This window comes from Clostridium budayi, assembly GCF_055396605.1.
In genome coordinates this window covers 1,252,209-1,274,133 of record NZ_AP042456.1, presented here as the reverse complement: position 1 = coordinate 1,274,133, position 21,925 = coordinate 1,252,209, and the positions used below count along the sequence as shown (strand labels likewise).

Here is a 21,925-nt window from a genome sequence, read left to right as displayed (position 1 = left end):
AAAATTTACCGATATTATTATCTTTAAATATAAAAAAAGAGGATAACTTTTTAAACTGGAACCTATAAGATGGACACTTATAAAAAAGAGTCTATCTATATAGGTTCTTTTTTTGTACAATAAATTTATGAGGTGGATTAGTTATGAGTAAAATAAGATTTTCAAAGGATGAAATAGTTAAATTATCAAAGAATAAATATGTTAATAAGGTAAGTGAAAAATCAATAACCTATACCAATGAATTTAAAATACATTTCATTGCTGAATCTAGTAAAGGCAAGACTTCAAGAGTTATCTTTGAAGAAGCTGGATTTGATGTAGATATTATTGGGATGCGTCGCGTAGATTGTGCAGGATCAAGATGGAGAAAAGCATATAAGGATAATGGAGTATTAGGATTAGATGATACTAGAAGGAATAATTGCGGGCGTCCGCGTAAGCGTAAAATTACTAAAGATGAAATAATATCAAGACAAAATGCTGAAATTGAATATCTAAAGGCTGAGATAGAATTATTAAAAAAATTAGAGCTGCAAGAAAGGCAGGTGAAAAAAAGTAAAGTAATAGCAGCACAAGCATTTAGACTAATAGAGTCACTAGCTAACAAATTACCTTTAGGAAATTTAATTAAACAATTATGCAATGTGGCAAATGTTTCACGTTCCGGTTACTATAATTATTTAAAGTCTAAAAATAATCGTAAAAATCGTGAAAAGCAAGATGAAATAATTAAAAATAATGTTTTAGAGGCTTTCAATTATAGAGTATATAAAAAGGGATCAAGATCTATTAAAATGATCTTAAAAGAAAGATTCAATATTATTTATAGCAGAAAGCGTATACAAAGGATAATGAGAAAATTTAATATAATTTGTCCAATTAGAAAACCTAATCCGTATAAGCGTATAGCTAAAGCTACAAAGGAACATACTGTAGTTCTAAATTTACTCAATAGGAACTTTAAGCAAAAAGTGCCAGGTAAGGTATTACTTACAGACATTACATATTTGCCATATTCAAATTCTAATATGGCTTATTTGTCTACCATCAAAGATGCTTCAACAAATGAGATATTAGCTTATAATTTATCAGATAGGATAACTTTAGATATTGTTACAAATTCTAAGGTAAAATTAGTCGAAGATGCCTTTATCCATTCAGATCAAGGTAGTCATTATACAAGCCCAACATTTCAAAAACTTTTGAAATCTAAAAATCTTGGACAATCTATGTCCAGGCGCGGAAATTGCTGGGATAATGCTCCGCAGGAATCATTTTTTGGACACATGAAAGATGAAATTAATTACAAATGTTGCTCTAGCCTAGAAGAATTACAATTAGTTATAGATGATTATATTGATTATTATAATAATGATCGTTGTCAATGGAATTTAAAAAAGCTGACTCCTGTTCAATACAGAAATCAGCTTTTAGCATCTTAACTCTCTTTTTTAAAATGTCCTTGACATAGGGACCACTTTAATTTAAATTATCCTCTTTTTTTAAAACTTAGCTATATTTCAACTGCTTTTAGTTTATTCTTTAACATAATAAACATCATGCCCTCAAGTTAATTTATTCTAAGTCCTAACTAATCCACAATATTTATAATCTTTACATAATTCTCATACCGTTATTTATAATAGTTTCATCTAAACTTCCAATTTAATTTTATAATTTTATTTTACTTTTGTTTTTTCGATTATATTACTAAAAGAATTTTTTACATCTCCATTTATTGAAGAAATAAAATATACATTCTTTTCACTTTTATTAGCTATTTCAATTATATAACAAAGTTCATTTTCACCTTCATCTTCTTTATTATTATAAAAAGCTAAATAAGGCTTATTTATTATCTTTCCATCTTTATTCAATTTATTAAAAGAATTAATAGCTATTTCTTCTGCTTCTTTTTCTGATATATTTATATCAATTTTCTTATGTGATAAATTTTGAGTTTTATTTATGCATCCTTGCAATTTTCCATCTTCTTTGTTTATATTGATAATTAATTTTTCTAAATAATATGGATATCCATCTTCATATTTTGAAAAAACTACTGAATAATATGAATTGCTATCTTTATCCTCTTTGCTTATTTCATCAATTTTATATTCTCCCTCAAACATTTCATCTACATATTTCATTGCTAATTCTTTAGCTTTCTCTGGAGTAATATTTATTTTCTTACTATTTTTATTATTGGATATAAAACTAATAATGTTTTTATTTTTATCTAAATCTACTCTATAATCATCACTAACTAAAGAATAGATCCCCTCTTCCTTTTCTGTTCCACTCTTTTCTTTTAATTTAAATTTAATTTCTTTAGAATTTTCTTCTATAATATCTTTTTTCGTTAAGCTTTTTATAAATCTATTTGCTATTCCTATTTCCTTTCTACCTTGACCAAAATAATTATAAGCTACCATAGGTATTAGTATTATTAAAATTACTATAGTAATAATACTTATGTACTTTCCTTTCTTTTTTCCCATAACTCCCTCCTAAATGTCTATATAAAAATATAATTTCCCTACCTCAATTTTACACCACAGCTTATATTTATGGAATAGTTAAGTTAACAAATTGTATATGTTTAAACTTAATAGTCCTTATGTAAACTTTATTATAATTATAATTTATTAGCTTGTTTACTATATTTTATTCTAGTATACTATTCATAAGAAATATATCATATTTTTAGAATTTTAGGAGGTTATTGTATGAATTTATCAAAATTAATTGAAGAAAAGAGAAAAGCAAAAGCTAGAGCTTGTAAGAGAAAAACAGCAAAACATGTGGCTACTGGACTTACAATTGGTGCTACAGTTGGTGCAGCATGTGCAGTACTATTTGCTCCTAAGGCTGGAAAAGAATTAAGAGCTGATATGAAAGAAGTTGCTAAAGATGTAAATGAAAAAGTTAAAACTAAAGCAAATACAGCAACTTTAAACTGTAGAAATAACTACTTAGAAGCTAAATCAAAAATCAAGGAATATTTAGATAATAAAAATAAATCTATAAAAGAAGATAAAATTATCGAAAATGCTGAAGAAAATAAAGACTTAACTATAGAAGATAAAAATACTGAAATAATAGAGGAAACTAAATAATGTATATAAATATAGCTGATTTATTTTGGATTATAGTTGCTTTACTTGGTGCATTTGCTTTAGTAGTTTTAATACTTTGTCTATTAAAATTATTAAATGTTTTAACTAAAGTTGATACCCTTTTAGATGAGAATAAAAATAATTTAGATACAACTCTTACAAATGTTAAGGGAATATCAGAAAATGTTAAAGATATAAGTGATGTAGCAACTGAAGCTACTGCTGATGCAATTGTAGTTAAGGAAAACTTATCAAATCAACTTAGCACTTTAAAAGAAATTGCTTCTATAATTTCAAGTGTTTTTCTAAAAAAATAAGTGGAGAAAACTCCACTTATTTTTTTAATCCTATTTCTTCAAATAATTTATCTTCTAAATCATTTCCACCAATTTTCTTAATTAAATTTAAATATAATTCTAGACTTCCCATTAAATTTGAACTTAACATTAGCTTACCATTATCTGTATAATTTCTCTTTACTACTCTAAAGTCTTCTTTTCTATCTTTTAACTCATCAATCCAATTACCTTTTGGTACAACAACTCCATCTAGCTTTTTACAATGTGCAAGATAACATATTCCCTCATTAGTAGCACAAATAAAATCACAATCATTATAGTAATTTATTATATGATTAATAACTTGCTCACCCTTGTCTCTTGAAATTATTCCTTTTCCGCCAGGTATTATTAATACATTTGGAGTTTTATTATTGTTTTCTAATTCAATATTTAACTTTAATCCTCTACTTACCTCTATACTTTTATCAATTGAAATACCATATACATTAAAAATATCTTGTCCTAAAATTTCATTTGCTTTTTCAAATAACTCTTTAGCCATAGTAAAATCTAAAACGTTCATGTCATTTATCATAAGCATTCCTATATTGGCTTTATAACATTTATCAAAATTTAAAAAATCTTCTTTTGATATTCTCATAGTATTATCATTATTAAATGTTTTAACTTCTTCAAAACCTATTTTTTGAGCAATCCTCTCTCCAGCTTCAGTTAAAACCTTATCCATTAATATATCTCCACCAAATTCTAAAAAGAAATATTCAAGTAAAAGTCTAATTGCTTCTTCTCCATAACCTTTATTTCTATACTTTGAATGAATCTTTACATTAAATCTTGCAATTTTTGTTGCAGAGTCATATCCATGAAAACTAACTTCACCTATTGGAATATCTTTATTAGTATATACTAGGCAGTAAAAATTTTTTCCATCTGTTGGATTAACCATCTTTTTATAGAACATTTCCCACTTATTTCTCGAAAAATTAAAAACTCCTCCGATATCTTTCATAGTTTCTTCATCTTTCCATAAACTAGATACAAATTCAAGTTCTTCGTATTCAGGTTGTTTTATATAAACTTTCTTTCCATTTCTCCTATATAATCCATCACTTAATTTCATCATAACCACCTTGTTTTATGTTTGACCCTTCCATCTATTTTCTTTCTATTTACATTATATTAATTATATCAAACTTTAAAGATTTTATATATATAAGTAAAAATTTTTCTATAATATTATCTAATTGGAATTTTATAGAAATTTAATATTTTTCAATTTTCTTAATTAATTTTTAATATTTAGTATTACTAAACTTTTTGACCTTTTTTATTAAACTTTTTTTATCTAACTTCTCCACACCCCCCACCCTATAATGTCTTACATATAATTTTTTTATTTTTTTTTTTAGAAATATATTGATTTTTTTGCATATACTATTTATAATTAGTTTTGTTTGTTTAGTAATTTTAAACTTTATGTTTAGTAAAATTACACTTTAAAAGAATTGGTGGTGTGAATATTGGAAATCGGAGATAAAATTAGAAGTCTTAGAGTCGCAAAGGGACTTACTCAAGAAGAACTTGCAAATAGATGTGAATTATCAAAAGGTTTTATTTCACAAGTAGAAAATGATTTAACTTCTCCATCTATAGCTACCTTAGTAGATATACTTGAAATATTAGGTACTAATTTAACTGAATTTTTCAGTGAAAAAAGTGAAGAAAGGATCACATATAAAAGTGATGATATGTTCGAAACTGAAGATGAGGAATTAAGATATAGTTTAAAATGGTTAGTTCCAAGTGCTCAAAAAAATGATATGGAACCTATTATGTTAACACTTAAACCTAATGGTAGATACATAGAGGAAGAACCTCACGAGGGAGAAGAATTCGGTTTTGTTTTAAATGGAAGCATTTTACTGCATCTTGGAGATGAAGTATATAAAGTAAAGAAAGGTGAAAGTTTCTATTTCAAACCAAGATCCAATCATTATGTGTCAAATCCCGGAAAGACAGTTGCTAAGATAATATGGATAAGCACTCCCCCATCATTTTAATTAATAAATTTAAATTCTAGAAAGAGGTGTTTATTATGAATGATAACATTCTAATGTTAAAAGGTATAAGTAAGAAGTATGGAGATAATGAGGTTTTAAAAGACCTTCATCTTAATATAAAGAAGAATGAGTTCTTAACTCTTTTAGGACCAAGTGGATGTGGTAAAACTACTACACTAAAAATAATTGCAGGATTCGAAACTGCAGATAGCGGAAAGGTTATGTTTGATGATAAAGATATGGCAACACTTCCTTCTCACAAAAGACCGGTAAACACTGTATTCCAAAAATATGCTCTATTTCCTCATATGAACGTTTATGACAATATAGCATTTGGATTAAAAATAAAAAAAGTTTCTAAAGAAGAAATTGATAAAAAAGTTACTGAAATGCTTAAAATGGTTGCCCTTAGTGGTTTTGAAAAAAGAAGTATAGATTCTTTAAGTGGTGGTCAACAACAAAGGGTTGCAATAGCTAGAGCTCTAGTTAATGAACCTGAAGTTTTACTTCTTGATGAACCTTTAGGTGCCTTAGACTTAAAGCTTAGAAAAGAAATGCAAATAGAACTTAAAAAGATCCAACAAAGACTTGGTATTACTTTTATATTTGTAACGCACGATCAAGAAGAAGCACTTACAATGTCAGATACTATCGTAGTTATGAATAAAGGACTTATACAACAAATGGGATCACCTCAAGATATATATAATGAACCTGCAAATGCTTTCGTTGCCGATTTTATAGGAGAAAGTAATATAGTTGATGGTATAATGCTTGAAGATTATAAAACTGAATTCTGTGGTCATATATTTGAGAGCGTTGATAAAGGATTTAATAAAAATGAACCTGTTGATATAGTAGTAAGACCTGAAGATATCAAAATGGTCTCAAAAGAAAGCGGAATGTTAAACGGAAAGGTTTTATCTGTTGTCTTTAAAGGAGTTCATTATGAAATAGAAGTTAAACTAGAAAATTGCAATAAAAATTGGATAATCCATAATACAAAATCAGCAGAAGTTGGTTCTATAATTGGACTTGATATTTATCCTGAAGATATACATGTAATGAATAAGGTGACTTGCGATGAATAAAAATAAAAGAAGCCTAGCAGCTTATCCTTATATAATTTGGAGTGCAATATTTATTATTGTTCCACTTCTTATGATATTATTTTTTAGTTTAACTATAGACACAGATACAGGATATAAATTTTCACTTGAAAATTTCCAAAGACTTATGCATCCTTTATATTTTAAAATATTTGGACGTTCTTTACTTTTAGCTATATTATCTACTGTTGTTTGTCTTTTAATTGGATATCCAGTAGCTTATATAGTATCAAAGATGCCAGAAAATAAACGTAATTTAGTAATTATGTTATTTATACTACCTATGTGGATGAATTTCTTATTAAGAACATACGCATGGCTTCCTATACTAGGTAAGAATGGTATTGTGAATAACTTCCTTGGAATTTTCGGTATAGAGCCAATCCAATTCCTTTATACAAATGGTGCTATAATGCTTGGTATGATATATAACTTCTTACCATTTATGATATTACCTATTTATACTGTTTTATCAAAAATAGATACAAACTTAATAAATGCAGCTTCTGACCTTGGTGCAAATAAAAAACAAATATTTGCTAAAGTAATTTTTCCATTAAGTATACCTGGTGTTATTTCAGGAATTACTATGGTATTTATGCCAGCTGTATCAACATTCGTAATTCCAAGACTTCTAGGTGGCGGAAAAGATATGTTAATTGGTAATGTTATAGAACAACAATTCACTACTTTAAGTGATTGGCATTTTGGTTCAGCACTAGCTATAATACTTATGATTTTAATATTAATATCTATGGCTGTAATGTCAAGATTCGATGGCGAACAAACTGAAGGTGGTGGTCGTTTATGGTAAGTAGATTTGAAAATTTTATAAAAAGATTTTATTTAGCGATAATTTTTATATTTTTATATGCTCCAATAGTTACTTTAATAGTGTTTTCATTTAATGATTCAAAGTCAATGGGTAGTTGGCATGGATTCACATTAAAGTGGTATGGTGAATTATTTCAAAATGATTCCTTAATGGAAGCTTTATATTACACAATATTAATAGCTTTAATAGCATCAATAATAGCTACTATTATCGGAACAATAACAGCTATTGGTATTCATAATATGAGAGGTAAAAGAAAATCACTTTTATTAAGTGTTAATAATTTACCTATTATAAACCCTGATATAGTTACAGGTATTGCATTAATGAGTTTATTCATATTCTTAAAATTCACTTTTGGTTTTAATACAATGCTTTTAGCTCATATATCATTTGATATTCCATATGTAATACTTTCAGTACTTCCAAAGCTTAGACAGCTTCCTGATAATACTATTGAAGCTGCTATGGACCTTGGTGCTACTCCTTTATATGCTTTAAGAAAGGTTGTTATACCTCAAATAAAGCCTGGAATATTTGCAGGATTTTTAATGGCACTTACAATGTCAATTGATGACTTTGTAATAAGTTTCTTTACAACAGGTCCTGGAGTTACAAATCTTTCTATAGAAATTTACTCTATGGCAAGACGTGGTATTAAACCAGAGATTAATGCTCTTTCAACAATAATGTTTGTTGTAGTATTATCACTTCTATTAATAGTTAACAAAAAAAGAAATCAAGAGGTGAACTAATATGAAAAGATTTAGGTTATTAAGTGCATTATCTATCGTAATAGTATTAACAGTATCTCTTTTTTCAGGATGCTCTAAAGCTAGCAATCCTAATACAAAAGTTTTAAATTTATATAACTGGGGTGATTACATAGATCCTAGCCTAATAGATAAATTTGAAAAAGAAACTGGAATTAAAGTTAATTATAGTACTTATGATACTAACGAAATTATGTACGCTAAAATTAAAGATGGCTCAAGTAATTATGACTTAGTTATTCCATCAGATTACATGATCGAAAAAATGATTAAAGAAAACTTAGTAGAAAAAATAGATTTTAATAATATACCAAATTACAAATATATAGGAAAAGAGTTTAAACATCTTTCATACGATCCAAAGGATGAATATTCAGTTCCATATATGTGGGGTACAATTGGTATAGTTTATAATACAAAAATGGTAAAGAAACCAGTTGATAGCTGGAATATTCTTTGGGATAAAGATTACAAAGATCAAATAATTATGTTTAACTCAGTTAGAGATGCTATGGCAATAGCACTAAAAAAATTAGGATATTCTATGAATTCAGAAAATCCTGAACAAATTAAACAAGCTGCTGACGCTCTAATTGAAGAAAAACCTTTAGTTCAAGCTTACATGGTTGATGAAGTTAAAGATGCTATGGTAAGTGGTGAAGCTGCTGTTGCACCAGTATGGTCTGGAGATGCAGCTGTTATAACAAGTGAAAATCCAGATATTAAATATGTAATACCAAAGGAAGGTTCTAATGAATGGTTCGATGCATTAGTTATTCCAAAAGGAGCTAAACATAAAAAAGAAGCTGAAATGTTTATTAACTTCTTATGTGATCCTGAAAATGCACTTCAAAATGTTGAGTATATAGGTTACCAAACTCCAAATACAAAAACTTTTGAAATGTTACCTGAAGAAATAAAAGAACAATATCCAACTAAAGAAGAACTAAGTAAATGTCAAGTGTTTACTGATCTAAATAAGGAAACATTAAAATTATATAACGATGAATGGATAAGAATATTTTCATAAATAAAAATGCTAAGATAAATTGCTATCTTAGCATTTTTTAATTTATTTGTATTCATCAAACCATAGCTTACATTCTCTTATTGCACTCTCATTTGAATCTGAAGCATGCACACAATTTTCTGTCATATTATCAGCATAAAGATATCTAATAGTTCCTTTCTCTGCTACTTTTGGATTTGTTGCTCCGTTAATTTTTCTAACTCTATTAATGGCATTCTCTCCTTCTAAAATCATTGCACATACAGGACCCCTAGTTATATAATTTATAAGCTTATTAAAGAATTCCTTATCTTTATGTTCTTCATAATGCTTCATTCCTAATTCCTTTGAAACTTTAAGCATTTTAAGCTCTGATATTTTAAGCCCATCCTCTTCATACATTTTGATTATCTTTCCTATTAATCTTTTTTCAACACCATCTGGTTTTATTAAAACTAAACTTTTCTCCATGTCACCCTCCACATATTCCCTTTTTTATAATTTTAAACTACTCTTTTTTCATTTTCAATAATTTTCAGAATATTTACATTATTTTTGTTTTACATTTTTTTGCTTTATTCCCTATGTTATAATTATTTTGAGAGGTGAGTTTTATGTATAGGATTAAAGTCTTAATTAATGGTCATGTTCAGGGGGTTGGATTTAGGTACTTTGTTTGTTCTCTAGCATCAAGATTTAATTTAACTGGATTTGTTAAAAACTTAGATAACGGAGATGTTTATTTAGAAGCACAAGGATCTAAGGAAAACTTAGAAGAGTTTACTATACTATTAAAAGAAGGTAATAGATTTTCACATGTTTTAGGTATTAATATAGATAAAGCAGATATAATTCCATCAGAACATAAATTTAAAATGAAATATTAAAAAAGATAGGTTTGGCTAAAATGCTAAACCTATCTTTTTAATTCTTATAATCTTAAATTTATACAGTTTGCATACAAAAACACTCAAAGTATTTTTAATTTCCAAATGATTCCTTTATCATTTTATATTCTTCTTTGTCATTAGAATCTAATAAACTTATTGTATTTTGAGTAGTTTGTCTAAGTTCCATTGCTTCTTTATTATTAGGATCTACCTTAAGCACTCTGTCAAATATTTGTATAGCCTCTTCAAGCTTATTATCTTCAATTTTTGCTAAACCCTCTTGAATCAAAGCATTAGTTCTAGAATTTTTAGTTCTATTATCTTCAATATTATTTATTCCAATTAATCCAACTAATATTGCTCCTACTAATGCCACAGCAACTAATATCTCCCTTTTTCTCATTTTACATCTGCCCTTATCTTTTTTTATTTTTCTATATATATCTTTTCATTTTTAACTTATTAAAATATTTTTTAATTATATCATCTTATTACACTTTTGACCATATTCTTTAAATACATTCATCTTATGATATTTCATAATAAATAATTAACTATTTTCAATACAAAAAAGATAGGATTAGTTAAAATACTAAACCTATCTTTATATATATTTCTATATTATAATTTTTTAAAGAAATTGTTTGTTTCATTAAATATTACCTTCCTTAATGCTATTATTGCAATTAAATTAGGTATGGCCATAAGTCCATTTACTATATCTGCTGATATAAAAATTACATCTAATGATATAAATGCACCTATTGCTACAAGTACTATATAAATTATTTTAAATGGTATTATTGCTTTTTCATTTATTAAATATTCTATACACTTTTCACCATAGTAATTCCATCCTAATATAGTTGTAAATGCAAAGAACATAAGTCCTATGTTAACTATATATTTTCCAATTATGGCTATTGGGAATCCAACTTCAAATGCTGCAGTTGTAAGTACTGACCCATCTAATGGTGAATTATATAAACCTGTTAAAACTATTACTATACCTGTCATTGTACATATTACTATTGTATCAAAGAAAGTACCTGTCATAGATATTAAACCTTGTCTTACAGGTTCATTTGTTTTAGCAGCAGCTGCTGCAATAGGAGCACTTCCAAGTCCAGATTCATTTGAGAAAACCCCTCTACTTATTCCTCTTTGAATTACCATCATAATTGTAATTCCAGTTGCTCCTCCAAATACTGCTTTTGGATTAAATGCACCTTCTATTATTAACATAATTGCATTTGGAACTTGTTTAAAATTAAATATTATAACTATAATTACACCAAAAATATAAAGAGCTGCCATAAAAGGTACTATCATTTCTGATACTTTAGATATTCTTTCTATTCCCCCTAAAGTTACCGCTGCAACTAGTATAGTAACTACAATTGCAGTAACTATTACAGGAACATTAAAGCTAGTATTTGCCGCTTCTGTTATTGATTTAACTTGAGCAAAGGTGCCAATTCCAAATAATGCAACTAATACTCCAAATAATGCAAATATTTTTGCAAGAACCCTGTTATTCATACCATTTTGTATATAATACATAGGTCCTCCTTTTACTCTACCATTTTCATCAAACTCTCTATACTTAATCGCAAGTACACCTTCTGCGTATTTTGTTGCCATTCCAAAAAATGCTGCAATCCACATCCAAAATAATGCACCAGGACCACCAGCTTTAATAGCTGTTGCAACCCCAACAATATTTCCTGTACCTATAGTTGCAGATAATGCTGTACATAATGCACCAAAGCTTGAAACATCACCTTTTCCATCTTCCTCATCCTTAAATAGAAAACTTAATGCTTTTGGTAATTTAGTTACTTGAAGACACTTAAGTTTAATAGTTAAATATAAACCTGTACCTAAAAGTAAAATTAAAAGTGGCGGACCCCATACAATGGCATCCAGTTGTGTTAAAAATTTTTCCATAAAAAAAATCCTCCTAAATATTATAATTTGGAGGAGATTAAATAAAGCTAAAATTACACTATTAGCTTCAAAAAATCCCCTGTCCCTTTTACCTGAGAGTTTCAACATATAAATTAATTTATATGCCTTGCTCCTTCGGTGCCTAAAGTAAACTCTTTAGGTCTCTCCAGAGGCTCGTCCAATAGCGGTCCTAATACCTGAAAGATTTCCCTCTTCGGTGGATTAATAAATTAATCACTCTCCCACTATCTTCATCCGAACTATCTAATTTTCTTTTTATTATACAAATAAACTTATCTAAAATCAAGTTTTTATGTCAATTAATTTACGATTTTGTTAATAGCATTCATATATGCCATTATACTAGCTTCTATTACATTAGTGCTTACGCTTCTACCAATTACATTTTTATCATCATAAGAAAGCTTTACTATAACTTCCCCTAATGCATCTGCACCACTTGTAATTGCATTAATATTATAATCTTTTAATACTAATTTCTTATTTATAGCTCTCTCTACTGCATTATAAAGAGCATTTACAGGACCATCACCGCAGGCTGCTTCCTCTATGTTCTTTCCATCATAATTTATATTAACTGTTGCAGTTGAGCTCATCTTATTGCAAGTAGTTACATTAAAGTTAATAAGCTTATATTTATCTTCTACGTTTACAGTTCCATGATAAATTAATGCTTCAATGTCCTTATCTGAAACTTCCTTTTTCTTATCAGCTAAATCTTTAAACTTTTTAAATGCTTCATTTAACTTTTCATTATCTAAATTACATCCAAGTTCTTTAACTCTTTCTTCAAAAGCATGTCTTCCTGAATGTTTACCAAGTATCATATTACTTGTCTTAAACCCTACTGATTCTGGTGTCATAATTTCATAAGTTTCCCTATTTTCTAATACACCATGTTGATGTATTCCAGATTCATGTAAAAATGCATTCTTTCCTACTATTGCTTTATTTGGTTGAACATTTACTCCTGAAAAATGTGACACTATTGATGATACTCTATATATATTTTCTGTTTTTATATTAGTATAAACATTATAAATATCTCCTCTTGTTTTAAGAGCCATTACAATCTCTTCTAAAGCCGTATTACCTGCTCTTTCACCAAGACCATTTATTGCACACTCAACTTGTGTTGCACCATTTTCTACTGCTTCTAGTGAATTTGCAACAGCAAGCCCTAAATCATTATGACAATGTACACTTATAATTACATTTTCTATTCCTTTTACATTTTCTTTTATTCCCTTAATTAATTCACCAAATTCTTTTGGAGTTGAATATCCAACTGTATCTGGAATATTTAATACAGTTGCTCCATTTTCTATTGCTGTTTCTAGAACTTTGTATAAAAATTCCCTGTCACTTCTTGAGCCATCTTCCGGTGAAAATTCAACATCATCTACTAATCCTTTTGCATACTTAACCATAGTTTTAACTTTATCTATAACTTCTTCTCTAGTCATTTTAAGCTTATACTTCATATGCAATTCAGATGTTGCAATAAAAATATGAATCCTTTTTTTATTAGCTGCCTTTATAGCTTCATAGGCTCTATCAATATCTTTTTTATTTGCTCTTGCAAGAGCATTTATTGTTGAATTTTTTATGTTTTCTGCTATAAGCTTAACTCCTTCAAAATCACCATTCGATGCCATTGGAAATCCAGCTTCTATTACATCAACACCTAAGCTTTCAAGCTGCTTTGCAATTTCAAGTTTTTCTTCTGGATTTAAACTTACCTTTGGGGTTTGCTCCCCATCTCTTAACGTTGTGTCAAATATATATATTTGTCTTTTCATAACTTTGCCCCCTTATTAAACTAAACGATCTGTTAAGTTATATGAACATTGATTCTCTCAACCTTAGGAAATACAATAAGTTTGCAAAGACTAAATTACCCCCTAGAAAAGGAGAGAGAAAACAATGAACAAAACAAATATTAGATGCCCTCGTTGTCACTCTAATAAACTATATAAATTTGGTTTTGACAAACAGGCTAATCAAAAATATCAATGTAAAAAATGTAAGCGCCAATTCATCGCTAGCGATGGTGATGGAGTTCCTAAAATGAAGTATCCTAAGTGTCCAAAGTGTGATAAAGGAACTTATTTACATCATTCTTACAAACACTATAATAGATATAAATGTAATAATAAAAAATGTAATCATATTATTGTGCAACATCATAATTTTAATATTGATTCACCATCTAGCGAAGCTATTACCGGGGCCCTTTCTATGAAAGGAATGCGATTCCCATTACAAATTATTATTACAGCACTAACATTATATTACTTGAACAATACATCAACTAGAGCTATATCTCAATTTCTTATGAACACCTTTAATATAAAAGTGTCTCATGTAACTATCGCTAACTGGAGCAATAAATTTGCTCCATACTTTAAACTCAAAGCAGATAACTTTAAACAACAAGTAGATTTGCAATCTGACGATTGGCACGCTGATGAGACTGTTGTTTTTATTAACGGAGTAAAACATTATTTATGGTTAGTTATAGACTCTGAAACGCGATTTATAATATCTTTTCATTTAAGTAGATATAGAAATGAAAGCTCTGCTTTTTCTCTGATCAATGAAGCTAAAAAATATGGTTCACCCTCTAACCTAATTACAGATAGATGGCCAGCTTATAACGAAGCGATAGCTACGCTATTACCGGAAACAAAACATGTACCAGTTAAGCCAATGTCTAGTGATATAAATAATAATCTTATAGAATCTTTTAATAAGACTTTTAAAGCTTGGTATAAGTCCAAAAAAGGATTTAACTCATTTGAAAAAGCTAATAATCTTATTTTTATGTTTATATTTCACTATAATTTTATAAGAATTCATGGGTCGTTAAATAACCTTACTCCCGCTGAAGTCGCTGGCTTCTCTAGTGATAATTTATCTAGGCAATCTTGGTTTATAGCTGCTTAATTTATTAAGAATATCTTTGATTAACCTGCTTGAAAAATTATATTTTGCAGGTTTATTTGCCATGCGCAAATATAGTCAAACTTATATAATTTTCAAAGAACGAGAAAATCTATGATTTATTAAGCTATTTTTTCATAACAACTTAACAGATTCAAACTAAATATTATATTTAACTTAAAAGTGATATTTTTAATAATAGCCCCTAATCACTTTTACATATATTAACATTAATTATATTTTAAGTAAAGAGTATTTTTATAAGTATATTTAATTTTATTTTTAATTAGTATATTTATATGCTATTATAAAATATATTAAACTACATAGGAAAAGGTGATATTTTGATAAAATTAATAGCTTCTGATATGGACGGCACATTACTTACACCTGAAGGCAAGATTCCTGAGGAATTTTTTGATATCTTTGAGAAACTTAAGGAAAAAAATATTGAATTTGTTGTTGCAAGTGGACGTCCTTACAAAACATTATATAAAAATTTTGGACCAATCTGTGATGATATATCTTATATCTCAGATAACGGTGCTATGGTAGTTGAAGATGGTAAGATTACTTCACTAGAAATAATGGATAAGACTATAGTAGAAAAAATAGCTAACGCTTGTTTAAAAATAGAAAATATTTGTGTTATATTTTGTGGTGTTAAAAACTTCTATCAACTTCCTTGTAATTTAAATACTCAAAAAGAAATTGATAAATACTATCTTAATAAAACTATAGTAAATTCTTATGATGAAATAAATGATGATATATTTAAAATTTCTATATGTGATATGAATGGTGCCTTAACTCATTCTTATCCTATAATACATGAAAATTTATTAGAAATTGAAGATAAGATAAAAATGGTCGTTGCAGGAGAATATTGGACAGACATAACAAATATTGATGTAAATAAAGGTACTGCAATTGCAAAAATTCAAAAACTTAAAAATATTTCAAAAGAAGAAACTATGGTGTTTGGGGATTATTTTAACGATGTTGAAATGCTTGGACAAGCATACTATAGCTATGTTATGGAAGATGCATTAGATGAAATGAAAGCACATGGAAACTTTATAGCAAAAAGTAATAAAGAAAATGGCGTTCTTCAAGTAATAAAGAGTATATTATAATAAAAAAGTATCATAGGGATTTAACTACCCCTATGATACTTTTTTATAACTACATTTTTTAGTAATATTAAATGTTATAGTACCTAATACTATATAGATTAAAACAAGAGGCAATACAGTTCCCATATTATATAAAATATCGCAAAGTAAAACTGATATTGAAGATAATAAAACTCCTAATACTAGTTCTCTTTTAAAACTTTTATATATTGCTCCTTGAATTATAAACATAAGTGGAAATAATACATATAACCCTACTAAAATATATTTGCTATAACTAAGGTTAATATAATCAAAAATTATAAATGCTAATATTAATATACTTGGTAAAATCACTTTAAACACTCTATTATTAATTTCTAACAACCCCTTTTAAATTCTTTTATATCTTATTATATTATAATCATTTTTTACTTTAAATCAAATTATTCCCTTAAAACTATTAATATATTTACCCTTTCTATTAACTTATATTCTATAAAAATCCCATTATAGCATCTTTCTTGAATCTTTACTTTTTTAAAGAATAAATATCATATTTTATGCAAAAAATATTTCTAATGACTATTAATATTGGAGGTATTTTAATGACTAGTTCCTTTGTAAAAAGCATAATAGATAGTATAACATCAAGTCCTGATACTATTATCGTTAAAGAGTTACTTATAGATAAATTTAAATCTACAAATATTACTTTATTATATTCAAATGCAACTGTTGATAAAGATATTATAAATAGGGATATTTTAACTCCTTTAATGTATAACTTTAATGTTGAATTTCCTGAAGGCTGTGATAAATATGATTACTTATTAAAAGTAGCTCTTCCTGTAAGTAACGCTACTATTGAATCATCATTTCCTAAAATTGTTGAAGCTATAGATGGAGGTAAAACTTTATTAATATTTGATGATTCTCATAAAGCTATTTTAATGGATACAACATCATTTACATATCGTTCTCCCTCCACCCCATCTATAACATCTTCAATAGCATCAGCTAAAGAAGATTTAAATGAATCTTTAGAAATGAATATGTCAGCAATTAAACGTAGAGTTAAAGATCAAAACTTAGTTGTTGAAAATTTTGTTATTGGTAGACGTAGTAAAACAAATGTTAATGTACTACATATAAAAGACTTAGCAAATGATAACGTTCATAATGACGTTGTAAGTAAAATTGCGGCATTAGATATTGATTCTCTTCAATCAATAGGAAGTCTTCAACAATATACTGAAGAACATCCTTATTCTATAGTACCTCAAAGTTTTATTACAGACTCTGTAGAGAGTACTGTTGGTAAATTGATGGAAGGTAAAGTCGTTGTTTTAGTTGAAGGTAGTCCATATTCATTATCAACACCATCAGTACTTGTAGAATTTTTTCACAACACTGATGATTATAATGAGCGTACTATAATTGCATGTTTTGCAAGAATTCTTAGATTTCTCGCAGCATTTGTATTGCTTACATTACCTTCTGTTTATATAATACTTACAAAATTTAATTCTGACCTTTTATTAGATAAATATATAGAACCTATTTCTAGATCTAGACAAGGAATTCCGCTTTCGCCATTTCTTGAGATATTTTTAGTGGAATTAATAATTGAGCTATTAAGAGAAGGTGGTTTAAGACTTCCAAGTAAGGTTGGTCAAACTTTAAGTATTGTAAGTGGTATCATAATTGGTGATGCTGCTATTCAATCAAGAATCGTTTCACCTCCTGCTCTTTTTGTTGTTGGTATTTCTGTAGTTTGTACATTTTTAATACCAAATTATCAAATGGCATTATCACTTAGGATTATTAAATTTCCTTTTTTAATACTATGTAATTTTTTTGGAATACTCGGTTTAATTTCTGGAGAATTTTTCTTGTTAGTTTATCTTTGCAATCTTAAAGTTTCTGGAGTTGATTATATTTTATTTAAGGCCGAAGATATGAAAGATACATTTATTAGAACCAAACTTAACAGCCAATATAGAAGACCAATTATTTTTAAGTTAAAAGAAAAACTTAGATTAAATACTATTAACATAAAAAAGTGTGGTGAAAAAAATAATGAAAAAAAGGCTTGAAATAAGTACAAATCAATTTATTTGCTTAATTGCAGGATATACTCTTATATTACTTGAAATTCGTTATCCTTCTGTTATGGCAATTAAAACTAATCAAAACGCTTGGATTATACCATTTTTTTCATCAATATATCCTATTATATTTTTTACTTTATACTGGTTTGTATATAAAAAATATCCTAGTAAAAATATATTTGCTATAAATAATATACTACTTGGAAAGTTTCTTGGAACAATATTTAATTTTATTTTTGCTATATTTTTATTTTGCTATGGTGCTATACACTACGCTGCAATTTCTCTAATAATAAATTCCACTATAGTATGGTATTATAATATACTTCAAATGATTTTCTTAATTGCTTCAATAGGAGTTATTTGTGCTGCATTATTTGATATAGAACCCCTACTTAAGGTAAGTCAGATTTCATTATATATAATTATATTTATATATTTACTTTTATTTTTAAATTTAAGAGATGCCTCTATATCAAATATATTCCCAATACTTATGGATACTTCCCCTAAATTGTTATTAAAGTCTTCTTATACAGGTATATTTATGTTTGCAGGATTTGAATGTTTTACAATTTATCTTCCTTACTTAAAAAATAAACAAGACTATAAAAAAATAGCAATAAGTATTATTTTAATTTTAGTTTTTATTACTTCATGGATTACATTTGTTTGTATTTCTTACTTTGGGTATGAAACATTATCACTATATTATTTCCCATTACTTAACTATATTTCATCTATTAAAGTTCCTATTATAAATAATTTTTCATTTATTTTTATTGTCTTATCATCAGTTAATGCATTTAAAAATTCATCTATTTTCTTCTTTAATTTTATATATCTTATTCCAGAAAAATTGAGGGGCAAATTAAAGTATTTAGTCCTATTAATACTTCCAGTTCCCCTTTATTTTGCTACAAGACCTTTAACAGATATAGTTATTTTAGATTCTTTTGTAAATAAAATATTTGTGCCTTTAACACTTGTTATCTTCTTCAACATTATTATGCTTTTCATAGTTACCTTAAGGAGGAATTCTAATGAAAAAAAAGATTCTATTTAGTTATTTAATTATAATGCTATTTTTTGTATTAACTTTTTTAGTATCTAAATTTTTAAGTAGTTATTCTTTCACAAATATTGAAGATGTTGATTTTGTTGTTGGTGTTGGTTTTGATGTCACTAAAGATTTAGATAGAAATATATACCATGTACCTATGTCAATATATAACTTCACTAAGGATAATTCTGTTAGTACATATTTGATTGATTCTAAAGGAGAAACAACACTACAAGCAAGAATGGATAGACAATCTCATTCAGGCAGAAAATTCTCACTTGGATCAGAAAAAATATATATATTCTCTAGAAGACTGTGCGAAACAGGTTTAGCTGTTCCTTTAGATGGATTATTAAATAATACTCAAGTTACAAGTAGAGGATTAGTTTTAACTACTTCGCAAGATCCAAAAGATATACTATCTTTTAAAGTTGAAGGATATCCATCCTCTTCTCACTATATAGAAAATTTAATTAAATCATTAAGTTCATTTTCTTATTTTTCAAAGCCTGAAACTTTACGTGATGCTTATATTGAAAACACCGGAGAAGGACGTAAATTTTTAGCTCCAAACATAGATATAGTTGATGGTAAACTACAACTTACTTCTCTTTCTGTTTTAGATAAAGGTAAATTAGTTGGTTCTGTCCATCTTGATAATATTACTTATTTAAATTTATTAAGAAATCCTCAAGGAACTGCTCTATTAACTTATATTGAAGATAATAACAACACTATTTCTACCGAAAATATATTTAAAAGACATATTAAGTGTGAAAAATCTGGAGATATATTTTCTTTTGATATAAAGCTCGATATTAAAGGTAAGATAGTAAATAATAATTACTTAAATACATCAGATTTTACACCTGAGCAAAAACTTGAACTTGAAAAGAAAATAAGCGATTATATAAAGACTGGAATAGAAGACTTTATAGCTTCAATGAAAACTACTTATGAATTAGATTTACTTAATCTTGGTAATCTAGCTGCATCTAAGTTTGGCAGAAATACTGTTGCAGATTGGGATGAAGAAATTCTAAAATCTAATATAAATGTTTCAGTAAACTTTAAAATTACTAAGCTTGGAATTGGTAATATTAATTTAGAATAAGGATGGCTTAAAGCCATCCTTATTTCATGTTATAAATCTACTCTATTTTTCTTTTCTCCATTATAGAAAGCTTGTATATTTTCTAATAAACCTTTAAATAATCTTTCTCTAGCCTCAATACTTGCCCATGCAATATGAGGTGTTAATACTACGTTTTCTTTATCTTTTATTTTTAAAATAGGATTATCTTCTTCAATTGGTTCTACTGTAAATACATCTAATGCAGCTCCACTTATTATACCTTCATCTAAGGCTCTAGCTAAATCTTCAAATACAACAATAGGACCTCTTCCCATATTAATTACTATAGCTTCTTTTTTCATTTTTTTAAGATTTTCATAATTTATAAGACCTGAAGTTTTTTCGTTTAAAGGCGCATGTATTGATATTATGTCAGAAGTTTTTAAAAGTTCTTCAAGTTCAACTCTCTTATAATCTTGATTATTATTTCTACCTGATGTTGAATAATAAATAACATTTGCTCCAAAAGCTTCACAAACCTTTGCAACACCTCTACCTATTGATCCAAGTCCTATTATTCCCCAAGTCTTACCACTTAAATCTCTATAAGGTTTATCTAAGTTTGTAAATATTTTTGATTTTGAATATTCTAATGATTTTACATAATTATCGTAATAGCTTATCTTATCATATAAGTGTAATAGTGTAGCAAATGTATGTTGAACTACTGTATTAGTTGAATATCCTGCAACATTTGTTACTGCAATATTTCTTTTTTTTGCATACTCAACATCTATATTATTAAATCCTGTTGCCATTTCACATATAAGCTCTACATTTTTTGCATCTTTTAAATTATCTTCATTAAGTACAACTTTATTAGTTAATACTACATTTGCATCTTTAATTCTATTTTCTACATCCTTTGGTTCTGTTATATCATAAACTTTAACTTCTCCAAATTTATTTAATAAATTATAATCAACGTCACCTAATGTTTTTCCATCTAAAACTACTAGTTTTTTCATTATATATCACTCCTAAAAAGTTATTTTATAAATATTATTCTACCACAATATTTTATCTATTTCTTTTCATAATGTATCTAATTTGTAAATTATGTCAATAATATTTATATTAGCATTTTGAAAGGAGTTATAATATGGAAAGTATTAATTTAGTATGCTTAGCCTGTGATCGTTCATGTAATTTAAATATTTCTTTCGATAAAAATAATATAACATCAGTAACTGGTAATGCTTGCAGAAAAGGTATCTCTTATGCTAAAAAGGAATACATAGTTCCATCTATGACAGTTACAACTGTTATAACCGTTTTAAATGGCAGTTCTAAAATTGTTCCTGTTAAAAGTGAAATTGTAGTTCCTAAATCTTTAATTTTTAAGATTTTAAGTGAACTTCGTGATTTAAAAGTATCAGCTCCTATTAAATCTGGTGACATAATAAAAGAAAACATTCTAAATACTGGTGTAAATATAATTGCAACTAGTAATGTATATTTATCTAAATAAAAAAGAAAATAAA

The 21,925-nt window shown here is 27.2% G+C and carries 23 protein-coding genes and 2 riboswitches; of the genes, 15 read left to right on the top strand and 8 right to left on the bottom strand.

The genetic code is table 11. The features are described 5' to 3' along the window. Positions 1–143 precede the first annotated feature (143 nt). Positions 144–1,442, top strand: a complete 1,299-nt coding sequence (locus tag ACZ5TJ_RS05960; RefSeq protein ID WP_464201963.1) for an IS3 family transposase — start codon at positions 144–146, stop codon at positions 1,440–1,442. A gap of 237 nt (positions 1,443–1,679) precedes the next feature. On the opposite strand, the gene ACZ5TJ_RS05955 is transcribed toward ACZ5TJ_RS05960, so the two are convergent. Next, on the bottom strand, positions 1,680–2,501 hold the full coding sequence (locus tag ACZ5TJ_RS05955; RefSeq protein ID WP_464201962.1) for a hypothetical protein: 822 nt from the start codon (positions 2,499–2,501) through the stop codon (positions 1,680–1,682). A 228-nt stretch (positions 2,502–2,729) separates the two neighbouring features. On the opposite strand from ACZ5TJ_RS05955, the gene ACZ5TJ_RS05950 reads away from it, so the two are divergent. Next, positions 2,730–3,119 (top strand): YtxH domain-containing protein, encoded by a 390-nt coding sequence (locus tag ACZ5TJ_RS05950; RefSeq protein WP_464201961.1) that lies wholly within the window; start codon positions 2,730–2,732, stop codon positions 3,117–3,119. Beyond that, the gene (locus ACZ5TJ_RS05945; RefSeq protein WP_464201959.1) at positions 3,119–3,436 is read left to right on the top strand and encodes a hypothetical protein; all 318 of its coding nucleotides are present in this window, start codon (positions 3,119–3,121) and stop codon (positions 3,434–3,436) included. The genes ACZ5TJ_RS05950 and ACZ5TJ_RS05945 overlap by 1 nt, the downstream gene beginning before the upstream one ends. A 16-nt stretch (positions 3,437–3,452) precedes the next feature. Here ACZ5TJ_RS05945 and ACZ5TJ_RS05940 read toward each other — a convergent pair whose 3' ends face one another. Further along, positions 3,453–4,544, bottom strand: a complete 1,092-nt coding sequence (locus tag ACZ5TJ_RS05940; protein ID WP_464201958.1) for a GNAT family N-acetyltransferase — start codon at positions 4,542–4,544, stop codon at positions 3,453–3,455. Positions 4,545–4,941: 397 nt separating this feature from the next. Here ACZ5TJ_RS05940 and ACZ5TJ_RS05935 point away from each other — a divergent pair, with 397 nt between their 5' ends. From ACZ5TJ_RS05935 to ACZ5TJ_RS05915, 5 genes are read left to right on the top strand one after another with little or no spacing between them, the layout of a single operon-like run. Then, on the top strand, positions 4,942–5,481 hold the full coding sequence (locus tag ACZ5TJ_RS05935) for a helix-turn-helix domain-containing protein (protein WP_464201957.1): 540 nt from the start codon (positions 4,942–4,944) through the stop codon (positions 5,479–5,481). Positions 5,482–5,516: 35 nt separating this feature from the next. Next, entirely contained in the window at positions 5,517–6,572 is a 1,056-nt protein-coding gene (gene potA / locus ACZ5TJ_RS05930) for a spermidine/putrescine ABC transporter ATP-binding protein (RefSeq protein ID WP_464201956.1), read from the top strand. After that, complete coding sequence (locus ACZ5TJ_RS05925) at positions 6,565–7,404, top strand: ABC transporter permease (RefSeq protein ID WP_464201955.1); 840 nt, start codon at positions 6,565–6,567, stop codon at positions 7,402–7,404. The genes potA and ACZ5TJ_RS05925 overlap by 8 nt, the downstream gene beginning before the upstream one ends. Further along, positions 7,398–8,180, top strand: coding sequence for an ABC transporter permease (locus ACZ5TJ_RS05920; protein ID WP_464201954.1), 783 nt, complete (start codon positions 7,398–7,400; stop codon positions 8,178–8,180). The genes ACZ5TJ_RS05925 and ACZ5TJ_RS05920 overlap by 7 nt, the downstream gene beginning before the upstream one ends. Position 8,181: 1 nt before the next feature. Then, a complete protein-coding gene (locus ACZ5TJ_RS05915; RefSeq protein WP_464201953.1) occupies positions 8,182–9,228 on the top strand; it encodes an ABC transporter substrate-binding protein in 1,047 nt (348 codons plus the stop codon). A 42-nt stretch (positions 9,229–9,270) separates the two neighbouring features. Here ACZ5TJ_RS05915 and ndk read toward each other — a convergent pair whose 3' ends face one another. Further along, positions 9,271–9,678 (bottom strand): nucleoside-diphosphate kinase, encoded by a 408-nt coding sequence (gene ndk / locus ACZ5TJ_RS05910; protein ID WP_464201952.1) that lies wholly within the window; start codon positions 9,676–9,678, stop codon positions 9,271–9,273. A gap of 143 nt (positions 9,679–9,821) precedes the next feature. Between ndk and ACZ5TJ_RS05905 the strand changes: the two genes are divergently transcribed. After that, positions 9,822–10,094: an acylphosphatase gene (locus tag ACZ5TJ_RS05905; RefSeq protein WP_464201951.1), complete on the top strand. Its 273-nt coding sequence runs from the start codon at positions 9,822–9,824 to the stop codon at positions 10,092–10,094. Positions 10,095–10,188: 94 nt separating this feature from the next. On the opposite strand, the gene ACZ5TJ_RS05900 is transcribed toward ACZ5TJ_RS05905, so the two are convergent. The 3 genes from ACZ5TJ_RS05900 to ACZ5TJ_RS05890 all read right to left on the bottom strand — a co-directional run bounded on the left by ACZ5TJ_RS05900 (position 10,189) and on the right by ACZ5TJ_RS05890 (position 13,870). Beyond that, positions 10,189–10,500 (bottom strand): tetratricopeptide repeat protein, encoded by a 312-nt coding sequence (locus ACZ5TJ_RS05900; RefSeq protein ID WP_464201950.1) that lies wholly within the window; start codon positions 10,498–10,500, stop codon positions 10,189–10,191. A gap of 218 nt (positions 10,501–10,718) precedes the next feature. Beyond that, positions 10,719–12,047 (bottom strand): alanine/glycine:cation symporter family protein, encoded by a 1,329-nt coding sequence (locus ACZ5TJ_RS05895; RefSeq protein ID WP_464201948.1) that lies wholly within the window; start codon positions 12,045–12,047, stop codon positions 10,719–10,721. 76 nt (positions 12,048–12,123) lie between these two features. Next, positions 12,124–12,220, bottom strand: a riboswitch (glycine riboswitch). A gap of 2 nt (positions 12,221–12,222) precedes the next feature. Beyond that, positions 12,223–12,302: riboswitch (glycine riboswitch) on the bottom strand. A 65-nt stretch (positions 12,303–12,367) separates the two neighbouring features. Beyond that, positions 12,368–13,870, bottom strand: a complete 1,503-nt coding sequence (locus ACZ5TJ_RS05890; RefSeq protein WP_464201947.1) for a 2-isopropylmalate synthase — start codon at positions 13,868–13,870, stop codon at positions 12,368–12,370. 124 nt (positions 13,871–13,994) lie between these two features. On the opposite strand from ACZ5TJ_RS05890, the gene ACZ5TJ_RS05885 reads away from it, so the two are divergent. Further along, entirely contained in the window at positions 13,995–15,017 is a 1,023-nt protein-coding gene (locus tag ACZ5TJ_RS05885; protein ID WP_464198879.1) for an IS6 family transposase, read from the top strand. Positions 15,018–15,358: 341 nt separating this feature from the next. Next, a complete protein-coding gene (locus ACZ5TJ_RS05880; protein WP_464201946.1) occupies positions 15,359–16,150 on the top strand; it encodes a Cof-type HAD-IIB family hydrolase in 792 nt (263 codons plus the stop codon). 30 nt (positions 16,151–16,180) lie between these two features. Here the strand turns inward: ACZ5TJ_RS05880 and ACZ5TJ_RS05875 are convergent, their stop codons facing one another. Then, positions 16,181–16,486: a hypothetical protein gene (locus ACZ5TJ_RS05875; RefSeq protein ID WP_464201944.1), complete on the bottom strand. Its 306-nt coding sequence runs from the start codon at positions 16,484–16,486 to the stop codon at positions 16,181–16,183. 251 nt (positions 16,487–16,737) lie between these two features. Between ACZ5TJ_RS05875 and ACZ5TJ_RS05870 the strand changes: the two genes are divergently transcribed. Genes ACZ5TJ_RS05870 through ACZ5TJ_RS05860 form a run of 3 tightly spaced genes read left to right on the top strand, consistent with a single transcriptional unit; the run spans position 16,738 to position 20,420 of the window. Continuing rightward, on the top strand, positions 16,738–18,228 hold the full coding sequence (locus ACZ5TJ_RS05870) for a spore germination protein (protein WP_464201943.1): 1,491 nt from the start codon (positions 16,738–16,740) through the stop codon (positions 18,226–18,228). Further along, positions 18,212–19,309, top strand: a complete 1,098-nt coding sequence (locus ACZ5TJ_RS05865; RefSeq protein WP_464201942.1) for a GerAB/ArcD/ProY family transporter — start codon at positions 18,212–18,214, stop codon at positions 19,307–19,309. Before ACZ5TJ_RS05870 ends, ACZ5TJ_RS05865 begins: the two co-directional genes overlap by 17 nt. Next, positions 19,287–20,420 (top strand): Ger(x)C family spore germination protein, encoded by a 1,134-nt coding sequence (locus ACZ5TJ_RS05860; RefSeq protein ID WP_464201941.1) that lies wholly within the window; start codon positions 19,287–19,289, stop codon positions 20,418–20,420. Before ACZ5TJ_RS05865 ends, ACZ5TJ_RS05860 begins: the two co-directional genes overlap by 23 nt. A gap of 29 nt (positions 20,421–20,449) precedes the next feature. On the opposite strand, the gene ACZ5TJ_RS05855 is transcribed toward ACZ5TJ_RS05860, so the two are convergent. Beyond that, positions 20,450–21,409, bottom strand: a complete 960-nt coding sequence (locus ACZ5TJ_RS05855) for a D-2-hydroxyacid dehydrogenase (protein ID WP_464201939.1) — start codon at positions 21,407–21,409, stop codon at positions 20,450–20,452. A gap of 134 nt (positions 21,410–21,543) precedes the next feature. Between ACZ5TJ_RS05855 and ACZ5TJ_RS05850 the strand changes: the two genes are divergently transcribed. Then, positions 21,544–21,912, top strand: coding sequence for a DUF1667 domain-containing protein (locus tag ACZ5TJ_RS05850; protein WP_464201937.1), 369 nt, complete (start codon positions 21,544–21,546; stop codon positions 21,910–21,912). The last annotated feature ends 13 nt before the right edge of the window (positions 21,913–21,925 follow it).